The sequence below is a fragment of the Rahnella sp. RcJ3 genome (assembly GCF_009498575.1).
Classification (GTDB): Bacteria; Pseudomonadota; Gammaproteobacteria; order Enterobacterales; family Enterobacteriaceae; genus Rahnella; species Rahnella aceris.
Window position 1 is genome coordinate 46,613 of the sequence record NZ_QSNX01000006.1, and the last position, 21,749, is coordinate 68,361.

The following is a 21,749-nucleotide window of genomic DNA, read 5'->3' on the forward strand; positions in this document are numbered from 1 at the left end:
CAGAAACAGCGACTGGCGTTAGCCGTACAGCTTCAGACGCGCCGCCTTTTTGGCGAAGGCCAGATCCGCCTGCACCATCTCAATCACCAGATCCTGTAATGAGGTTTCAGGTGCCCAGCCTAACTGACGCCGTGCTTTTGACGGATTAACCGAAACCTTGCTGACCTCCGACGGGCGCATATAACGCGGATCGACGGCGACAATCACATCTCCGACTTTCAGCGCTGCCGCGACCGGGCTGATAATCGCCGCAATCACGCCTTTTTCCTCCACGCCTTTGCCGACAAACCGCAGTTTGATCCCCAGTTCAAGGGCCGCAAAAGTCACGAACTGACGCACCGTAAACTGCACGCCCGTTGCAATGACGAAGTCCTCCGGTTTGTCCTGCTGCAGCATCAGCCACTGCATTTTGACGTAATCTCTGGCATGCCCCCAGTCACGTAAGGCATTCAGATTGCCCAGATAAAGGCACTTCTCCAGCCCCTGAGTAATGTTCGCCAGCCCGCGTGTGATTTTACGCGTGACAAAACTTTCGCTGCGCCGCGGCGACTCATGGTTAAACAGAATGCCGTTACAGGCATACATACCGAATGTTTCCCGGTAATTCACGGCGGTCCAGAAATCACTGACTCTGGCGACGGTCTCCGAAGGCGGAAGATTAAACGTCACCATTTCATTGATGGTCATGCCGTTAACCAGCCCGCACAACGCGGAAGATGAGGCATGATAATAACGGGTTGTGCGCTCCAGCCCCTCAGAACGGATAGCCTCCAGCATTCTCAGCGCACTGATCCCGGTGACAGGAAATGTAGAATGCGCGGTAGTTTCACTGGTGATATCCAGATTATAAATTTCATCCGGGCGAATTAACGCCAGCAAACTCCTCAGATCTAAGATTTCACCCCAGCCATAATGATGAATATGGAAATCAGGATTGTTTGCATGTAAATCATCAGTGACAAATTCAGTATCGGGTACCGGGCTGTGCAGGATAATCCCATGGACTGTATAGCCTTTTTTAAGCAAAAGCTCAGTCAGATAAGACCCGTCCTGCCCGGAGATATTGGTAATAAGAGCGACCTTAGACATAGTAAACCCTTAGATTACAATTTAAAAAACGCATCCGGACAGATGCACGATTATAATTGCAAGGTTATGTTGAGTAAGATGAATCGCAGAATAAACAGTCAACGACAGAAAAAAGAACAATATTAAAAAGGATAAAAATTAATAAACGATGCGTTTACGTTCATTGAAGTCATGCCATTTTGTTTTGATATACTCATCCAGCTCATCATGAAATCTTTGTGCAGAGAACTTTAAAGCGTTTTCGCGGCAGTCCTTCGGCAGGATAGAGTCTTTAATCGTATCAAAGTGACGCACGGCGTTAATCAGTGATTCCGCCGTTTGCTCTGAGAAAAATACCCCGGTGGCATTACGTTCGCCATAAGGTCTGATGGTCTCCAGAACACCGCCTTTGCCAAAGGCAATAACCGGCGTCCCGCTGGCCTGTGCTTCGACCGGCGTAATGCCAAAATCTTCTTCAGCAGCAAAAACAAACGCCCGGGTGCGCCGCATGTAATCTTGCATCACATCGTCAGGCTGATAACCCAGAATTTCGATATTGCTGCCAGCCCGGGATTTTATTTTCGCCATTTCAGAACCGTCACCGATCACCACCAGTTTCTTATCCGGCATCTGACTGAATGCTTCAACAATCAGGTCGATACGCTTATAAGGCACCATGCGGGAGGCGGTAAAATAGAAGTCTTCTTTATTCTCCTGCAAAGTAAAACGTTCTACATCGACAGGAGGATAAATAACATCCGCATCCCGGCCATAGACCTTCTTAATTCGCCGGGCAATAAACTGGGAATTAGCGATAAAGTGATCCACGCCATTGGCTGTCCGGTAATCCCAAATCCTGATTTTATGCAGGAACCAGCGGGCCAGTTTCCCTTTCAGGCCTTTGTTCAGCCCCGCCTCACGCAAATACTGGTGCTGAAAATCCCAGGCATAGCGGATCGGAGAATGCACATAACTGATGTGCAACTGATCAGGGCCGGTCAATACGCCTTTAGCCACCGCATGACTGCTGGAAAGCACAATGTCATGCCCCGTCACATCAAGCTGCTCGATAGCCAGCGGCATTAAAGGCAGATACTGCTGATATTTCTTCTTCGCAAAAGGTAACCGCTGTATAAAAGAGGTCGTCGCTTCTTTTCCATAGAATTTCTTCCGGGATTCATCAGAAAGAAAATCGACAACAGAATAAATATCAGCATTTGGGTATAATTTAATAAACTCTGCAATAACTTTTTCTGACCCTGCAAATGTCACCAACCAGTCAGCAACAATCCCAACACTCACATCATGTGACATAATTTAAACCTTATAAAATGAAAAGTGAGTAATACAAACCCACAGCGAGTTATCATTACTCACTTAAATAAGATATTTTTAATAATTACATACTGCGGAGGATAGAAAGAATTCTTCTGGTTTGCTCCTGCATGAGTTTTGTATTTGCGCGGGATTCAACATTCAACCGTACAACGGGTTCTGTATTAGAACTGCGGAGATTGAAACGCCATTCGTCAAACTCAAGACTGATCCCGTCAGTATGATCGACATTAACCGCCTCACCTTCATACATGGCTAATACACGGGCAATGGATTCTTTAGGCTGCTGCAAATAGCTGTTAATTTCGCCGGACGCAGGATAGGCCGTGATCCGGTCATTAATCAGTTGCCGCAGAGACTTGCCTTTCAGATGCAATAATTCAGCGACCAGCAGCCAGGGGATCATCCCACTGTCGCAATAATAGAAATCGCGGAAGTAATGATGGGCGCTCATCTCACCGCCATAGACCGCATCTTCCTGACGCATACGCTCTTTAATAAAAGCATGGCCGGTTTTCGACATGACAGGCACGCCGCCCGCACCGGTGACAATATCAATGGTATTCCAGCTCAGACGCGGGTCATGGATAATTCTTGAGTTGGGATATTTTTCGAGGAAGGCATCGGCAAGCAGACCGACGATGTAATACCCTTCGATAAAATTACCGGCATCATCAAAGAGAAAACATCTGTCAAAATCACCGTCAAAAGCGATCCCCATATCTGCGTTGTGCTTGATGATGGCATCCGTCGTGTCCTGACGGCACTCCGGCAATAACGGGTTAGGAATACCGTTCGGGAATGTGCCGTCTGCCTCATGGTGAACTTTGATAAATTCAACCGGCACACCGGCTGCAATAAACCGCTGTTCGATGGCATCAACAACATGGCCCGCTGCCCCATTACCGGAGTTAAACACCAGCTTTAAAGGGCGGGTAAAGTTCTCTACATTGATAAAGCTGAGCAGCTTATCAACATACTCATCCAGCACAGAGGCTTTCTCGTAACTGCCGCGCTTAGCCTGATCGACCGGTGGAAAATTATTAGCTTCCGCCAGCGCCTGAATATCACGTAAGCCGGTATCACCGCTGATCGGACGGGAATCTTCACGCACCAGTTTCATGCCGTTGTAGTTCATCGGATTGTGGCTGGCTGTCACTTCAATGCCGCCATCAAGGCACAAAAAAGACGTCGCAAAATAGATTTCTTCTGTACCTGTCACGCCGATATCAACAACGTCGGTTCCCGCATCCTGCAAACCTTTCGCCAGCGCAAGTTTTAATGCTTCGCTGGTTAAGCGGACATCGCCCCCCAATACCATTTTATTGGGTTTTAAATATTCCCCGTAAGCACGCCCTATGCGATAGGCAATATCTTCATTTAATTCGACGCCTAATTCACCGCGGATATCGTAAGCTTTAAAGCAAGTTAATGTACCTGACATATTTCATCCCCAAATTAACAGCGACCATAGTGATCTTTTATACGGATAATATCGTCATCTTCCAGATAGGATCCCGACTGTATTTCCAGAAGTTCCAGAGGAATTTTTCCCGGGTTCTCTAACATATGCTGAGCCCCAATAGGGATAAACGTTGATTCATTTTCACTGAGCAGATAATTTTTATCTTCGAGAATAACTCTGGCGGTGCCCGAAAGAATAACCCAGTGCTCCGCGCGGTGATGATGCATCTGTAATGAGAACTGTCCGCCCGGTTTAACGGTGATGCGGTTCACATGATAACGGGGTGCAGTCACGACATTATCGTTACGGCCCCACGGGCGATAGGATTCGCGGTGCAAACGATATTCCCGTCGTTTATTATTTTTTAAATATTCGACGACTTTTTTAACGTCCTGCACCTGGTTTTTATCAATGACTAAAACGGCATCTTTCGTATTTACGATGACCAGATTATCCACACCAATGGCGGCCACCAATTTCTCATCGGTGTTGATATAACAATTGTTCGCATTATGGGTAAATACATCGCCATTGATGGCATTCCCTTCAGCGTTTTTATCATTCACTTCCCAAAGCGCCGACCAGGAACCCACATCATTCCAGCCCGCATCTAACGGAACAACAATCGCATCCGTGGTTTTTTCCATTACGGCATAATCAACCGATTCATCCGGGCAGGAAATAAATGCCGCTTTATCTACACGAATAAAATCTTGCTGCTCATCAGTATGCGAAGTTTCAATCGCTTTCTGACAGGCTTCGAGTATGTCCGGCCTGAATTTCGCCATCTCTTCAAGAAAACGTCTGGCGCGGAACAAAAACATACCGCTGTTCCAGTAATACTCGCCGCTTTCCAGATATTGTAATGCGGTCTCAAGATTCGGTTTCTCGACAAAACGCTGCACCCGAAAAACAGGATCGGCATCACTGCTGAATTCTGTTCCCCGCTGGATATAACCGTAACCGGTTTCAGGGCCTGTTGGCACGATACCGAACGTGACCAGTTTCCCCTGCTCAGCGAACGGAATAGCATTCTGCACGGCCTGATGGAAGGCATCCGGAGACTCGATAACATGGTCGGCAGCAAGCACCAACAGTAACGGATCAGAACCGTTGTCGATGGCACTGAGCGCAGCCAGCGTAATAGCAGGCGCCGTATTGCGCCCGACAGGCTCAAGAATAATATTGTCGGAGAGCTGGTCTATTTGTCGTAATTGTTCGGCAACAAGAAAACGATGCTCTTCATTACAAATAACCAGCGGTGCAGAAACGTCCAGCCCTTTTAAACGGGTGACCGTTTCCTGCAACATGGAATTATCGCCATGCAGACGAAGAAATTGTTTTGGATAAAGCTCACGAGACATTGGCCACAAACGGCTACCGGTGCCGCCAGCCATGATTACTGGAAGGATCATGATTACCTCGACGTAATAATTCCACGTTAATCTAAGAAAGATTAACGTCCTTTGGCATTAGGTAATGCTTAGCTTGATAAAGTTAAGATATGACAACCATACAAGGAGCGTTTATATAATCTATCTCGCGAATGAATTACACTTATCAATAAGCTGACGAGAATACTCAAGGTGGGTGTCCAAGTTCTTAATCTTCGTATTGAGGCCGATTTTATCACCTGCAAAATTGAAATTAGCGACAGATTCACCCTTTGCATCAACATCTATTCTTTTAAAGAAATCAAACAGCCCATCAAAACGACAGTTATCTACTTTGTTTTTAAAACCGCCATTAACAAAAATAACTGGCGTCCCCATAGCAAGACATGGAAGAGCAGTATGAATACGTGATGTCACAACTAATTTGGCATTAGCTAAACGCCTCAGAAAATCATCAGCAAGTTTGAAACCTTCTTTTGCAGTCACGTAAGGTATAATTTGAGTTTCAAACTTGGCATTTTTAATTAAGTCGGGTTCAAAGTATTTATTTAGGACCCGATTCCTATGGTTAAATTCAAATGCCCTTCCATTTAAAATACGTTTCCCCAATCTTAAGGGTTTACGTAGTAATTCTGGGATAGTCATCGAATCATACATTACATCAATAAAGTAAACGTCATCAGTAACATTGTCCCTTTTATAGGTTTCACCAAGTGTAAGAGTCATGCAACCTGAATAATATGCTTCAATACCTTTAGAATTTAATAAATCTCTCGTATAGAAATCGCGACAACCAATTGGTTCGTGCTGTTTGAAATGTTGTATGGTTTCTTTAGAAAAAATAGCATCTACGATAGTAGAGTTAATATGAATAGAAACATATAACGGCTCAATATTTCTTGCTGGGGGGAAATTCTCTGGAATGTCCATATACCAAGCATTCATGATCATTTTTACTGCATCCCCGCTATAAGTATTCATGTGGTCGCGAGGAATAAATGAGTCTACGGAATTTAAAAACTGTTTTGCAGCAGTACTTTGTACATAGTCACCTAAATTAATCCAATTCCTTTTTATATAAATATCACTCTCGTATGTCATAACCCCAAACTTATTATTCATAACGTCACCTTATAAACAGAAAGCGCAACACCAAATTAAAAACGTTTTTTTATCAAATTGACGATAAAACGCCTTTCAGTTGAATTTATAGAGAATATAGAAAGCATAACAAGGACAAATAAAGCATTAATAATCACTAAGAATATCAACCCACTCAAACCATTAGATAAATATCCATTTATAAATTCACTAAACAAAATAGAAATTACTGTAACACAAGCAAGTCTGGGAAAGTCATTATATAAAAACGATTTATATCCCACATTGGCAATGCGACTAACTAACAAAACTCTATATAAAAGTAATGCAAAAGAACAAACTACCCTAGCCGAGTAAGCAACATAAATAGAGAACCCGAGTGAATAAAGCACAAATGATAAAATAAGCGATGAAATCATGATTATAGAAACGGTAACTTGATATTTTTGCAGTCTTCCAACTGCATATATTGCAGTAATATATGGTCCAGATAATGCATCTATAAGTATGTATACAACGACTATTTTTATTAAGCCCTCCAAATATGGAGGCGCCTGAGAAAGCCATAAATTTACAATTACTTTAGTATCTACGAAAACAGGAATTGCAGAGATCAGAACAATACATGCTGTCAGCTTGCAACATAATTTAATTAAGGAGGAGACCTCCTGAGTTTGTAAAACCGACTGTTGCTTAATAATTTGTGGGTTAAATGCTGTCTGAAGAGTCCCTATAATCCTATTAAAGGCAACCATTATTTGTTCAGCTAGCCAGACAGAGCCATTTGCAACAACACCTACAAAGAAATAGGTTAGCAATGCTATACCCTGTGATAAGCCAACAACACTCAATGACCCAATCATGGACCAACTTGAGAATGATAGTATTTCTTTAAAAAGGTCTTTGCTTTCAGATATTTTTGGTTTTATCTTACAAATATCCAATTTATTAACACAAAATACGAAATATAAAATAAATACAAGAAAATAACCGATCAATAAAAATAAAGAATAGTATACTATTTTATGATTAAAGTTAAAAAGCGTAAATATAAAGACCATAAACCATCGCTGGAAAGCATCGAAAATACCTATTTTCGCGAAGGCATCCATTTTTTCCAGAGCTATCAAAGCAGCCATAAACGGCGTTTGCATTATTTGGAAAAGAAGGGAAATTATTGATATTTGATATACCCAAAAAACATCAGACACTCTGTCTGCTGGTATATTCATTTTATGTGAAATAAACCATAACCCGGCTGTTTCTGCAAAAAATAGAACAAACGCGCAGATAGTTAAATGCACTAAAAAACTTGTATTAAAAACCTTATTAGTCCAGGCATGGTCGTTCCTCCCTAAACCAACCGATAAGAATCTCTGAGTCGCCAAAGCAGATACGTTTTGGATAAATGAAAACAAGATAATAATACTGCCAACAACACTATATAAACCGAAATCATAAACACCTAACGCCTCCAACACCATCCTTGATGTATAGAATGTTACAAACATAATGAGTAACATTCTGGCATAAAGCATAAGAGTATTTCTTGCCATTAGTTTTTTATCAACCACGGAATTCTCTCTTATTCTAAAACTCTTAAGTTGTATATTAATTACCGTGAAAATGCGAAAAATTACGCTTATGGGAAAAGGTAATATACTTATATTAAAGACAAATGATAATTTATTTTACTCGCTGCCTTTTCCCAAGAGTATTTTTGTACATGGGATAATCCTTTATGAATTAAATCCGACCTCACAAACTCATCTCGATTAAGGATATTAATCGCTTCTGCGATTTGAGCGACATTTTCTGGATCAACCAAATATGCAGCATTTCCAGCGACTTCACCCAATGAGGTTGTCGAAGATGTAATAACAGGAACGCCGCTCGCCATTGCCTCAAGTACTGGCAATCCAAACCCTTCGTACAAGGATACGAAGACAAGAGCCTTGGCACTTCTATAGATTTTTGGCAAATCAACTTTCTTAAGAAAACCCGAAAAAATAACTCTTTCAGACATCCCGAGTTCTGCAATTTTATTCTTTAAGGTAGTATTTTCCTCACCAGTAAATACAAGTTTTATTGTGCTAGGAATTTTTGATTCTCTAAATGCCAACAAGGTTCTAATCTCATTTTTATGTGATTTCCTGTTACTTACACAAAGAAAGTACTCAAAAGGATACCCTATTCCTTCTCCTTCAGGAGAAAAATCATTTGATACACCATTGCCTACATTGATTACCTTTTCCTTCGGTACGCCTGACCAATCAACTATCCTTTTTTTGGAAAACTCTGAAACCGTAAAAATATATTTAGCTTTTTTGCATCCTCGAAGAATAATAGTATTGTAAAATAATTTTTTTAGTACACTTGAATTATCTTCTCTGTCGAGATGATTTAGATCATGAATAGTAATTACATAAGGAGAGCAGGAATACAATGGAGGAATATACCCAGGGAAAAACAAAATTTTATTTCTAGTAAACATTGTTCTCAGCGTTAACCTAAAAGAATCTAACGGACTAAATGGTTTCCCAGTAAAACCTGCATCTTTATAACGGTTTATTTTATTCGTCTCGTGTGCGAAGGTACCTATACCGCCAGTTCCGTCCCAACGGTTATCAATTAATATTTTACTCATCAATAATCACACCCTTCAATAAATTAACAATTTCTTTCGTTAAAAAAGTCCATGATTTTATTTGCGAGAGATTGGCACTCAGAGGGACCTGTGGGATATAATGAATTTTTGTCAAGATAATCAAGCATTCCATCTCTGGCAGGAGCAATTATTGGGAGATTTCTTTTCAATGCTTCTAGCATTATTAATGGTACGCCTTCATAATTTGAAGGAATGACCAGTAAATCTACAGAATTCGAGTGCTCCCATACATTTTCTTTCCAACCAAAGAAAACAACCTTTATATTCCCGTTGAGTTCTGTAGATAATTCTACTAATTTATCGAAATCAGGGCCATCACCAATAACATTAAGTTGAATATGAATATTAGGTGGGATTCTTTTTAGCGCCTTAATGAGAATATCCTGTCCTTTCTGCCTGAAATAAATTCTTCCAGCCATGAGTATAGTCAAATAACCATGTTTTTTAACATTGTTTTCGTAGGTCAGATTCGTTTTAAAAACATTAGGTGTTTCAACAAAATTTTTCAAAACGCGCACTTGAGATTTGGGATTTTTCTTCTTTAAATCGAGTGAAAACTGACTACATATAGTAATATATTTATCACAACGTCTATAAGCATATTTCGCGAGAACATCTTTCACTAAAGCGAACCTACTCCCCATAACTTTAAAACTATGAGTATAAGGAATATAGCTGATAATATTATTTAAAGATAATTTCCTTCCCGCGCTTATAAAACCTGACCCTAACTCAACATCCCCTTGGACGACTATTACGAAATCGAAATTATTATGTATTCCCTTTAAAAAACTAAAAGCTTCACGTAGATACTTCAAATTAATGAAAGAATTAATTATTTCCAGACGCCGATGACGCACTTTATGTAAAGTATAATCCAAACTTGATGATTTCATTAGAGTAATTAATTTATCATTATTTTCTGGGACAAAAGAATATATATCCAGCCCTCTTTTTTTGAATTTTTTAATATGATTTACAGCCATCAATTCATGGCCACCCAAAATTGAAGCTGTGAATACCACTGCTATTTTTTTATTTCTTAGCATATCATACTCGTCATATTAATTTCATGAGCACCAAAAAAATTAGTTGATAATTTCATTATGCTTTACTTTTTTATTCCAAAGTGTACAAAGCCCTAAAAGAATAAATAAATTTGTCGCAGTAGGTGGCAACCAGTATGCTCCATCAGAAAGTGATGCGGTAAAATATGCTATGAAAGGAAGCATATAAGGAGACTTAACGATAGCTTTTAACTTTACAGCCAAGAACCATATATAATAGACGAGCAAAGGCAACCCAAAGATTTGTAATATTGCAGCAGGTAATACTTCATAAATCTCATCAAACTTTCTATCATAAAAAAGCATGCCATTAATCAATACCCAAAAATTATTTCCAACCATTTCTAAATACTCATTTATTTTCTCAATTCTTCCACTGCCTTCAGACAAGTCTCGATTAAATAATCTCTCGCGAATTATTTCAGAAAATACATTATCTGTTGTGAAGACAAAAAATAACAGCAGAGACAGAAAAAGGATACCAAGCAGAAAAATTATAATTGAGCGGCCTGAATTATTTTTGGATGTAAAGAACATCCATAATAACCCAGCAATCAGACCAATGTAAATTGAGACCGATGCTGTTAATAAAACAACAATGCATAACAGGGAGATGGGAATTATTACTTTCTTATTGTCTACGATAAAATTAGATATTACAGCAAAACCAATGAGTAGGAGATTTGCACCAAATAAATTTCCGTTTTGATAAGTGGAAGTGGCTTTTAAATATCCGATTCCCCAGATCATATTATTTTTCCCTGCCAAAAAGTCAGGAGTTATTGCATCTTGGTAATTCGCTGTTATTCCTGGGATTGTGACTTTATAATCACCAAAAATTTTTTGCATGAGTGCGTAGATGACAAGGATATAAAAAATAAATACTAAATTCCTTTTCCATTCTTCTGAGTTCTTTATTTGTAAAGCACCGTAGTAGCATAGGAACGAGAAAAAAGAAGTAATATAAGCAATTACAGATGCAGAGCCCAGATATCCGCTACCATAATATTCATTGCCAGTGAATGATAACTGATTAAACAAAAACATAACTAAGACAAGTAAGATAGGTAATAAAACAAAGAATAACTCTATCTTCCTTTTAAAAACATACAGCAATCCAGAAACCATGAAGTAAAGACTGCTAATTAATGATATATATAATGGAAAGCCACCGAGCTTAGCACCAGCTTTAGGTAATGCGAATGTTATAAAAAGTAGAAAATTTCTCAGTTTATTCATCTTACATCCTGAGGGATAATATATAAAATTATTTTTGAGTTATTTTTGAAACTATAGCAGATTTAGGTGAAGATACTTTCTCGACCAAGTTACCTTCAACTATTGGTGCTAACTCTGAATTTCTAGATTCTAACGTTTTTATATGGAAAACAGGGATATCTGCGAACCATTTTTGTTCACTGTTAATATGATTATTCTCTACAATTAGATAACTAGTAGAATTAAGCACATTTGAAACATTTACAACAGGCATGTCCTTTTGTGGCATTATATTAAATGAGAAGTTATTTTTAGATATTTTTATCGCCCCATTATTAGGACTAGTTAGTTTTATCAATGTGTTTGTAAATACATTACCTTGGATTAATAACTCACTAACAGTTCCATTTTGGGCAAATACTGTTACAACCCCATCTCCTATAAATTTATTATTAATGAACTTGATATTCCTGTTATCTTGCTTAAGCGTTGAGTTAAATATCGCAGCTACTATGTTTTCCTTTTTTGTTGAAATAGAAGTATTGTTTTCGAATTTAATATCGTTACACAAAAAAAATGTTGCTAGTCCTCCATGCCTAAAGTTTTTTATAATATTATTTATTGCTAACGAATTATTGCAACCTTCAAAGTCAATACCAACATCCCTTCCCTGTTCAAGATAATTGGAATCAATAGTAATATATTCCCCCATCGACCCCCAAATCCCTCCTAGTTGAACATTTTTTACAGTATTGCCTTTAAAATTCAAATGGGATGCTTTCCTAATATTTTCCACAATCCCATCTCTTTTTGGGTTTGCATCCCCCCCCCAGAACATTATACCGTGATAATATCCATCTATTTCACAATCAAAACAATTACAATCCTTTATGTAATGTAACTCAATGAAAGCTTTTCTTGTCGCTATATTTGATGACGCGCCATGACACTCACTAATGTTAACGTTATAATTTAATTCGGAACCATTTATGCGATCATAGCTTTTCATTACATCCGTTCTTAATAACCTACATCCATTACACATTACATCACTAACTGATATAGAATGTGCTCCATTGCGAATACTAATAACTTCAATCATATCGTCTTCAGCGTTAAAAGTACCGCCTGTTATTTCAATATCTTGTTTATCATCAATAAGGAATATACATCCACCGCTACGGTCTGGAACATTTACTTTAAAAACGGCTTCTTTAGAAAAAATCAACTTACTTCCCGATATAACTTTTATTGATATTGCATCTATTAGATAATTACCTGCGGGGATATTTACAGATTTCCCCGCAGACATTAGATCTAAGATGTGCTGAGTTATATTTAAAGCTTCTGGATTTTTCGAAGCTAAAGCTAGCCTACCTTTCAGCCCTAAAGTAAGAAAGGTTAATATAATTAGATTTCTACGATTCATATTTAACCTTCACTTTATGTTTGTAATAAACTACCCTTTAGAAACTATTTACTCTTAGGGTGGCTAGTATATTCATAACCATAGTAATTATAATAACTACTATGTCTTTTTATTATACCATTAAGAATGCATCCATTAATACTTACGCCGCTTTGTTGAAACCGGCTTAAACTCAACTCAATGTCTTTGGTGGTCGTATCTTCAAATCTGGCTACTATTAAGTTCGTTCCCGCATGCCGTCCAATTATCGCAGCATCAGTTACTGCTAATATTGGTGGGCTATCGATGATAACTAAGTCATAATTTTTTGTTGCCCATTCAATTAATTTTGAAAACCTTGGACTCATCAACAATTCAGCAGGGTTGGAAGGTACTTTCCCTCGACCCAGAAAATCAATATTCGCCTTGCTAATTATATTTATAGCTTCTGAATACGGAATATCTGTGGTAAGTATATTCGAAAGTCCGATTCTATCAGATATACCCATAACTTTATGTGCAAACCCTTTTCTCATATCACCATCTATCAGTAATACTTTTTTATCTAGTTGTCCCATTACCACTGCTAAATTCGCACTAATAAATGACTTACCTGCGCCAGGAGTTGGCCCTGAAATCATCAGCACATTATTTGAAGATTCCATCATCGCAAAATACAAGCTCGTTCTAAGGCTTCGTATTGCCTCAATTGCTATATCTGCAGGGTTATCTATAGCGAGTATTTTCTCTACCTTTTCCACATTATTTATATTATTTCTACTTGTTTTTAAATTATTGTTTTTCTCCATCCATTCTGAATTAGGAATACTAGCAAAAACAGTAACCCCCAAGTTTTCAAGCTGTTGAGGTGTTTCGACGCCTTTGTGTAAGAACTCTTTAAGAACAACAATAATAACTGAAAGCACTAAACTTAAAATAAAAGCAATTGCAACAATTATGGCTTTGTTCGGTTTGACCGGCTTCGGCTCGGTTACCGCCTGATCGATGATTCTCACGTTACCAATTGCGCTAGATTTAGCTATCTCAAGTTCCTGTTGCCGGTTTAATAATTGCATATACACAGCACGCCCTGATTCTACATCTCGGCTTAGTCTTAACACTTCTTGCTGTGTAACAGGCATGGCTGATACTTGCTTACTTAGTTTATTTTTTTCATCTTGTAATATTTGCCTTTTCTCTAAGAGGGCTTTATAAGTCGGATGCTCTTTGGTAAACAGTTGAGAAATTTCTGCCTCTCTAAATGTTAATTGATTTAACTGATTATCAACATTCACAATTTGGTCAAGTATTGATTTAGCTTCCAGTGAAAGATCAATTGAATCCTTTTGACGTCGATAAGCATTCATTTTATTTTCAGCATTATCGAGATCGGCTCTTACTTTTGGCAATTGAATTTGAAGGAATTCTAAACTTTTTTCATTTTGCGCTGCTTGTCTCGCGATATTCTGTGCCAGATAGTTATTGCTTACGCTATTTAAAATCCGGGATATCTTTACTGGATCACTTCCCATCATAGATAAAGTGAGCATACCGGTATCCTTTCCTTGGTCTGCCACTAATATACTTTTTTGCAAATCATTAATTACGTCTAATTTACTTGAATATTTTAACGAAAATTTCGTGTCAGGTACTGCATCTATCTTATTGACTAATATATTTATTTGTGGCTTTTCTAATGTAACGCCAACCTGACCATAATAGTCAATCGAATCTATACTTACACGATAATGAGTTTTATCTACTATAGTCAATTCAACTTCGGGAGTATCAGAGTTTAATTTTGGTACAAAAAGTTTACTCACTTCAATACTCTGTTTATTTTCTCCCATAAGTCGAGATAAACCTCTCCCAAAAATCGGAAAATATTTTTGCGAGACTTCTATTTGAAGATTAAGATCATCGATTGTTTCACCAAGAATCATTCTTGATTGTAACAAAGCAATCTCTGGCTCAGATTGAGGTTGTGTCTCTGGTAAAACCTGGCTAATACTATCTAAAATAGCATTACCTTGTTTCTGTTCTACTTGTATTAAAGCATCAGCTTTGTAAATAGGGGATGCAAAAATAACATATATTATTGCAAGTGAAGTTAGTACAAATGTAATACAACTCACTAATTTATAGTGGTCGATCAATGCGCCGAAAAGACGATTTAAATCAAACTCTTTTGAGTCATCTTCATGGGTGTTTTTTGAAATAACTGACCGCATGCTTTATTTCCCTGATTAGTTATACACTGAGTTTTTTAACCCAGCATTGACAAGCCTGATCAATTAATTTAAATACAAATTCAAATACCTCAGGACTTTTCATATACGGATCCGGGATATCTCTCCCGTTCATCCAGTGCCCAAGTAGCATAACCTTCCCTCTTGACTCTGGATGATTTTCAGTAATGTAATCAATATGTGACTTCTCCATTACTAAAATAAGATCATAATCCCGAATTAATCTTGAGCTGCATTGTTTTCCTTTATGACCAGATAAAGAAACCCCATGTTTTTCAGCAATTGCAATTGCTGAGGTGTCAGCATCCTTATTTTCCAATGCTTTTATACCAGCAGAACTTACCTTTATATCTGGTAAGTAATTTTTCAATAGCCTCTCAGCTATTGGTGAACGGCAGATATTTCCGGTACATACAACTAAGATGGAATGATGCATATTAATCCCAGTTTCGGACAAAGCGGGTTGCTTCCGTTATACTATGCACACCAGATATTGTCGGCACTATTTGAGATATAACACGATTCCATCGAACCACAGGAGCCGTGGTAACATAAACAATATCATATGGTTGCAGGTGAAACTCTGTGCTCATTACCATCGCAGAAGCATCTTTTGCATTAAGCTGATAAATATTTGCAATTTTGCCTTGTTTGCTGCCTAAAACCTGTCGGATTACGAAAATCCCAGAAGCATCTGACATTTCCTGTGATACCCCCTCCGCATGGCCTAATGCTTCCGCCAGCGTCATGCCACTGCGATCCATTTTAAGCGTACTTTGTTTTCCTACTTCTCCCATAACGAAAACTTTTAAGTCATCATTGCGCGGCACATATAGTATATCGCCTGGATAAAGCAGATGGTTTTGAGTTAAATCCCCATTTTGTAGCAACGCCTGAAGCGATATACGCGTATCTTGTCCATTATGAGTCAGTATCACGTTGCGCCAGTCAGCGTCAGGAGCCATTCCTCCCGCAGCATTAATCGCATCTATTATTGTAAGTGGAATATTAGTGATTGGCTGCTGGCTAGATTTCACAACTTCCCCTGTAACATAAACTTTCTGCGATCTAAAAGCCGCAACTCCCACATCGACCTGAGGACTTTCAATATAAGTCGCTAAACGACGAGTGATTTCATCACGCACTTCTGCGAGGGTTTTGCCTACTACGTATATTTTTCCAATATATGGATAAAATATCGTCCCATCAGCATTGACCCAGTTCCCTGTATCACTGGCACTGCGGTATTGCCCGGCTGGGGTGGTCAGTTCCGGGTGATCCCAGACGGTAACCATAAGCACATCACCAACACCGATACGATATTGGTAGTTTTGCAGTTGCAGATCTAACTGAGGATTTGGACGTGCTTCTTCAGTTAATGGACGCAGTTGATCAACCAGGCCGGGCGTCATCGGGTACACGTTAACTAATTTATCAATGTCATAATTGCTATCAGTAGGTTGAACAACGTCTTTGTCCATGGTACTTAACGACTGCCCTGGAATAACCGTACATCCGCTCAGTAACAAAGCCCCGAATAATGCAGAAATCTTAAACGTTTTATTTTTCATAAAATCCATATCATGTGGTTCAACAGAAATTGATGTTGGCCATGACGCTAATAACTAGCAGCCAATACATGAGGGTGATGCATTATTTAAATGACTGTTAATAAGCACCGTCTTTTCTAAGCACAACACTTACTGTTTTAAATAAGATGGCAATGTCATTCCACATCGACCAGTTTTTTACATACCAGGCGTCAAGATAGACGCGAGTTTCGTAATCCACATCACTGCGACCACTCACCTGCCATAATCCGGTCATTCCCGGTTTGCTCAGCAAGTAATAATCTACCTCATCACTGTAACGCTCCAGTTCAGCGTTAATAATAGGCCTCGGACCAACAAGGCTCATCTCTCCTTTTAATACATTAAATAACTGCGGCAATTCATCCATGCTGGTTTTACGCAATAAATGTCCGATACGCGTAATACGTGGATCGTTTTTCAGCTTAAATGTCTCATCCCACTCAGCGCGTGCTTCGGGGTTATTTGCCAGCAATTCCTCAAGCACTTCCTTGGAATTGATTACCATTGAGCGGAATTTAAGACATTTGAAAGGACGGCCGCCTTTACCAATACGCTCATGACCATAAATTGCCGGGCCGCCATCTTTCCTCACTTTGAAGCTGATATACAGCAGCAGCGGAGACAATATGGCAATAATCCCCAGTGAAGCCACAATATCGAAAGCACGTTTCAGGAAGCGTGATGACCATTTCGCCAGGTTCTGATGAACACGTAAGATCATCACTTCGTGGCTGAAAATAAACGACATATCCGTACTGTCGAGCGGCATGCCGCGCAGTGTCGGGATCACTGAGACATAACGGTAACCGTGGATCATAAACACCCGCAGCCAGTAGTTACGGATATCGCTCTGGTGTGCTTCCACGGCGACAATAAACTGGGTTTTCTTGTCGCACGGGGTTAATAACCACAGGTCATCGCAGAATATGATCGGAATGCCATCAATGCTGTCCCCCGGCTTGTCAGTCAGTTCGCTGGAAATAAATCCGGTGACGTTCAGCCCGAGATTCTTTTCGCTTTGAATCGCTTTGTAAGCCTCGTGAGCATTTTTACCGGTACCAATAATAATGGCATCGCGTTGCCAGATACCCAGAACCGTTAATACACGCTTAGTCATCATGCGGGCACAAGGTACAAATATCAGCACCAACAGCCAGGTGAGGATCCACATATAACGGGAAAAATTCCACTCCGCGAAAGCCATCACCGCGATCTCAATAACGGCAAAAATGACCAGCGTGCGTAAAATTTCTTTCAGTTCAAACCAGAAGGTTTTGCGGTAGTAATAATGCCGCAAGCGCATGGAGAACCAGCCAACACAACAAAATGCCAGCGTCCAGTGTAATAAAACCAGGGCAGTAACATGTTGAGCGGGAATATAGTCATCAAACTCTTTGAGCATAAAGCTCAGTAATATTTTAGCGACATAAATCGACAGGGTAAAACTGACGAAATCCGAAAGAGCAAGAAACAGGCTTGAGTAAAAATTTCTGGTGAGAAATGTCATATTTCCCTCACAACAAGTATCAAAAAATAATTATTACCTGAGGACATCAGGTTAATAGGCTTATAATAATGGACTTCATTAACGGTCTCCTGACATGCTGACATATCAGAAAAATAATAAATAAGTCATTTTGTAGGTGCCTGACTGTTGCAGTCAGGCACAACCTTTCATTAAGGCAACTGCGGCGAATCTCTGTCTGAAGTAATACCGTACAAGCCGTACTGTCTGCCCAGCATCTGGCCACCATCACGCGTCAGTGGTGTCCAGCTGACGGTTGGTGTACTGCGTGTCGGTTTGACCGTCAGCAAGTCCAGCGGAACAGAGATGTAGAAGCCTTTAGTAAAGGAGCCTTCACCGTATTCCTGTTTAGAGACATTCGTCAGCGTCGCATAGGCTCCCACGGTGACACCGCTGTCAAAGCGTTTGGAGAGATCCAACGTGCCGCCTTTGTCTTTAGCCAGATATTGCCCGACACTCATTTTCACCAGCACATCATCCATAAATGCCGGCCGCCAGTAGGCTGTCAGGTTGCCGGTCGCGGCTTTGTAATCGGTAAAACGCATCATGTCGTCCCAGTCGCGCTGTTTGACATAGTTAGCATCAATACCCAGTGCCCAGTCAGAATCCAGTGGCCGGTAGAGCACTTCGCCCCCGACGCCGCCGTACATCATCTCCAGATAACCGCCATAAAGCTGTCCGTAGAAACCGTTGCCCAGATAATGGAAGTAGTTGGCTTGCAGGTTATTCACATAGACATCGTTCTGAACGTATTCACGGATATGCGTTCGTACGCGTGGCAGAGAAGAGTCATTACTGACGCCGTCATAGCGGAACTTATCGTAGTTATTGGCAACGTTGCCAAACACGCCGCCATCGACAAGCAGATGATCTGTCAGCCAGTAGTTGGCATCCGCCAGCACCCCGATCTGATACATATAAAAGTTTTCAGGGCCGCCGACGGATTGTCTTAATACCGGCGACAGGCTGTAATTAAACCGGTCCTTGCCGATAAAGAATCCCTGACCGACGTCTGTGACCGGTTCAATCCGTTGCTGGTTCAGGGACTGTTCCTGCCCCAGCGGATAACCCTGTTGCTGCTGACGCAGGCTCGCCACGCGGGTACGTGTGGTGACCATCGGCATACCAAAGCGGTTTTGGGTAACATCCAGGGTGTCAACATTCTCCGGCAGATTATTCAGCATGATGAGATTGGCACGCTCTACGCCTTTGGACGTATTGCGATATTTATCCTGCTGACCCGTAACGTTGAGGGTGTCGTCACGGATGTCGATACGCGGTTCGCTAAACCCGGCATTGCCTTTCAGCTGAGCCAGTTGCCCGGTCGCGACGCTGTAATTAACCATTCCCGCACTTTGCGGCTGCGGCTGATAGGCAGGAACCGGGTCATCAATCTGATGAGGAACCCAATCGTTCATGTTACTGCGCAGGGTAAACCCGAACATAAAGGTATTGCCACGCTCGTAGCTGGCGTTGACATCCATCCAGCTTGCCAGGCGATAAACAGCACCGAAGTTAAACTTACTGTTCTGTTTTAGTGCCCCGGCGAAATCATCGCGGTAATTATTCCCATCGTATTCCATCTTCAGGCGCAACGGCTGCCAGGGGGTCTGATACTCCACGCCGCCGAATACCCCCGCAGGGCCGCGGAACATATCATTGAGTGAAATATCGCCGGTGGAATGGCTTTGCGCGCGGGTACAATATTTATCGCTGGCTTTGCAGAAAGGGTTCGTGATATTGCCGCTGTTGCCGATATAACCCCAGCCTATCCCCAGCGTGAAATCTAGCGGTCCGGCCGCTTTGCTGGCGACCAGATATTCACTGTCAAACAACCCCGTGCCGCCGATATCGCGCTTGCCCAACGCAACCTGCGGAAGATAGTAGCCCTCTTCCCACAGTCTTAATTTCACATCGAAAGACTTGTCTTTATAGGTTTGATTGCCGCTGAAGTTTGGATCACTACTGTAAAGCCGGTCACGCACGTCGGTATAACGCAACGTGGTCTCCAGCCAGGGAAACAACGCCATCGAGACCGAATAAAAACGGTAGGCATCATTATCGCGGTAGTTGGCACTGAACTCCCCTTCTTTCGGAACCCGCGCCGTCGGTGTTTGTAAAAGTCCCGCGCCACCGAAATCGGACTGTGAAGGACCAAGGGGTTCATCATACGTTTGCGCCCGGACGGAATTAGCGTAAACCACGGACACAGCAAGCAGGCTGAGAAGATATTTTGGTTTCATCATTCAGGGATCCGGTGCGCCAAAACAGAGACGATGTGCTGATTAAGGTTTTTAAACTGGCGCGGCAGCGTCCAGTCAGAAAAACCGACCCAAATGATACTGCCCGGCTGGGCTTCAGCGTGGCGATAATTCCAGTACGCGACCGGCGCGCCCCGGATGGTTCCATTGGGATCAATCACCACGGCTTCATTCAGATTGGCACCAGAAAGAAATTGATGGTCTGCGAGATATTCACGAATCGTACGACCTGCAACCCACGGCTGTTTTCCCGCACCACTCACCGCACCCAGCAACAACACGCTGTTGGGACGCGTTGCGGTATAGACGCGATAATCCCCCTGTAACTGGCGGTTAGCGGCATTGTTGTTGAGGATCAAATCCGCATCCATCGGGGTAAACTGACGACCGGTAACCTGCAACCCCTGCAACTGCTGAATGACACGGTTAATGGTCTGCTGCGTATCGCCATTCTCCGTGGCACGCCAGGCCTTGAGCTGGTTCTGCATGGACAGATACTGTTGCTGCGCCTCAGGCGTAGCGGCAGGCACAGCAATCACGGTGCCGGGCGACCAGGATTGGCGGATCAGATCGGACTCCGCCATCATCTGGCGCATATCTTTAATATGGCTGAGTACCTGGGCAGGCTGCCCCTGAGAGGCGCTGGTGTAAACGGCCACGTTGCCCTCGGAAAATGCCATCCCCGGCAAGGCGCTAAAAATGAATAAAAGCGTTTTTATTTTCATGCTGGTGGGATCCCCGCATTGGCAGGTTTGAGCAATGTCATACTCACCGGCATATCTGCTCCCAACCTCTGATTGCTCTTGAGCACCAATCCGCTGTGCGGATCTACCCAGAAAGTGTTTTGCCAGCGGTCACCCGTGGCCTCAAGCGTCACATCCTCGCGCCAGACCTGACAGGCGACGACTCTTCCGGGAAGTGTCAGGGTTTCGTCGTCCTCACGGCTGAAACGGGATGTCACAACGGATGACAATGGCTGCCGGTTCTCCGTCCAGCGCATCAGACGTGTCCAGCCTGCCCCTTCACGCAAATTTGCTGCATGCAACAGCGGGTCTTGTTGCAGATTGGTGACTTCCAGCAGATCCCCTTGCGAATAACCGGCCGACCGGACCAGGCGACCATTTTGGGTAATAAATACGACCTGGTCGCCGGTACTCCATTTTTCAAAGCCATCCTGGAGATAACCGACCACAAAGATTTGCGCAGACGTAGGCAGTTTTAAATAAATGCTGCCGTAAGGAATAGCGGCAATTCTTTGGGGTGGCACCACAACATCCTGCGGCCCTTTAATGGCAACCTTAAAAGTATCAACCAGACTGTTTTGCGAAGGGGAACATGCTTGTAACAAGAGGCAGAGGAACAATAAGGAATAGCGCACAAGTGATTCCCTATATCTTT

At 41.5% G+C, this 21,749-nt stretch carries 17 protein-coding genes; all 17 read right to left on the reverse strand.

Annotated elements, in window-relative coordinates; all coding sequences use genetic code 11:
* Positions 1-18: 18 nt before the first annotated feature.
* On the reverse strand, positions 19-1,089 hold the full coding sequence (locus DXU84_RS09660; RefSeq protein WP_015690360.1) for a GDP-mannose 4,6-dehydratase: 1,071 nt from the start codon (positions 1,087-1,089) through the stop codon (positions 19-21).
* Between the two features lie 138 nt (positions 1,090-1,227).
* Positions 1,228-2,382 carry a glycosyltransferase family 4 protein gene (locus tag DXU84_RS09665; protein WP_015690361.1) on the reverse strand — a complete coding sequence of 385 codons (1,155 nt, stop codon included), beginning with the start codon at positions 2,380-2,382 and terminating at the stop codon, positions 1,228-1,230.
* A gap of 85 nt (positions 2,383-2,467) precedes the next feature.
* On the reverse strand, positions 2,468-3,847 hold the full coding sequence (gene cpsG, locus DXU84_RS09670) for a phosphomannomutase CpsG (RefSeq protein ID WP_015690362.1): 1,380 nt from the start codon (positions 3,845-3,847) through the stop codon (positions 2,468-2,470).
* Between the two features lie 14 nt (positions 3,848-3,861).
* On the reverse strand, positions 3,862-5,283 hold the full coding sequence (locus DXU84_RS09675; protein WP_015690363.1) for a mannose-1-phosphate guanylyltransferase/mannose-6-phosphate isomerase: 1,422 nt from the start codon (positions 5,281-5,283) through the stop codon (positions 3,862-3,864).
* A 120-nt stretch (positions 5,284-5,403) separates the two neighbouring features.
* On the reverse strand, positions 5,404-6,384 hold the full coding sequence (locus tag DXU84_RS09680) for a polysaccharide pyruvyl transferase family protein (protein WP_119262063.1): 981 nt from the start codon (positions 6,382-6,384) through the stop codon (positions 5,404-5,406).
* Positions 6,385-6,419: 35 nt separating this feature from the next.
* Positions 6,420-7,937, reverse strand: a complete 1,518-nt coding sequence (locus tag DXU84_RS09685) for a hypothetical protein (protein ID WP_119262064.1) — start codon at positions 7,935-7,937, stop codon at positions 6,420-6,422.
* Positions 7,938-8,026: 89 nt separating this feature from the next.
* The gene (locus DXU84_RS09690) at positions 8,027-9,010 is read right to left on the reverse strand and encodes a glycosyltransferase family 1 protein (protein ID WP_119262065.1); all 984 of its coding nucleotides are present in this window, start codon (positions 9,008-9,010) and stop codon (positions 8,027-8,029) included.
* Positions 9,011-9,033: 23 nt separating this feature from the next.
* Positions 9,034-10,080, reverse strand: coding sequence for a glycosyltransferase (locus tag DXU84_RS09695; protein WP_153375541.1), 1,047 nt, complete (start codon positions 10,078-10,080; stop codon positions 9,034-9,036).
* A 39-nt stretch (positions 10,081-10,119) separates the two neighbouring features.
* On the reverse strand, positions 10,120-11,337 hold the full coding sequence (locus tag DXU84_RS09700) for a hypothetical protein (protein WP_153375543.1): 1,218 nt from the start codon (positions 11,335-11,337) through the stop codon (positions 10,120-10,122).
* A 28-nt stretch (positions 11,338-11,365) separates the two neighbouring features.
* On the reverse strand, positions 11,366-12,745 hold the full coding sequence (locus DXU84_RS09705; protein WP_119262068.1) for a right-handed parallel beta-helix repeat-containing protein: 1,380 nt from the start codon (positions 12,743-12,745) through the stop codon (positions 11,366-11,368).
* Positions 12,746-12,789: 44 nt separating this feature from the next.
* Positions 12,790-14,955, reverse strand: a complete 2,166-nt coding sequence (locus DXU84_RS09710) for a polysaccharide biosynthesis tyrosine autokinase (protein WP_153375545.1) — start codon at positions 14,953-14,955, stop codon at positions 12,790-12,792.
* 19 nt (positions 14,956-14,974) lie between these two features.
* Positions 14,975-15,409 carry a protein tyrosine phosphatase gene (locus DXU84_RS09715; protein ID WP_153375554.1) on the reverse strand — a complete coding sequence of 145 codons (435 nt, stop codon included), beginning with the start codon at positions 15,407-15,409 and terminating at the stop codon, positions 14,975-14,977.
* 1 nt (position 15,410) lies between these two features.
* Complete coding sequence (locus DXU84_RS09720) at positions 15,411-16,544, reverse strand: polysaccharide export protein (RefSeq protein WP_153375556.1); 1,134 nt, start codon at positions 16,542-16,544, stop codon at positions 15,411-15,413.
* A 97-nt stretch (positions 16,545-16,641) separates the two neighbouring features.
* Positions 16,642-18,072, reverse strand: coding sequence for an undecaprenyl-phosphate galactose phosphotransferase WbaP (gene wbaP / locus DXU84_RS09725; protein ID WP_013576880.1), 1,431 nt, complete (start codon positions 18,070-18,072; stop codon positions 16,642-16,644).
* Between the two features lie 170 nt (positions 18,073-18,242).
* Complete coding sequence (locus DXU84_RS09730; protein WP_194286513.1) at positions 18,243-20,333, reverse strand: YjbH domain-containing protein; 2,091 nt, start codon at positions 20,331-20,333, stop codon at positions 18,243-18,245.
* Complete coding sequence (locus DXU84_RS09735) at positions 20,333-21,076, reverse strand: capsule biosynthesis GfcC family protein (RefSeq protein WP_153375561.1); 744 nt, start codon at positions 21,074-21,076, stop codon at positions 20,333-20,335. The genes DXU84_RS09730 and DXU84_RS09735 overlap by 1 nt, the downstream gene beginning before the upstream one ends.
* Positions 21,073-21,729 carry a YjbF family lipoprotein gene (locus DXU84_RS09740; protein ID WP_013576883.1) on the reverse strand — a complete coding sequence of 219 codons (657 nt, stop codon included), beginning with the start codon at positions 21,727-21,729 and terminating at the stop codon, positions 21,073-21,075. Before DXU84_RS09740 ends, DXU84_RS09735 begins: the two co-directional genes overlap by 4 nt.
* Between the last annotated feature and the right edge of the window lie 20 nt (positions 21,730-21,749).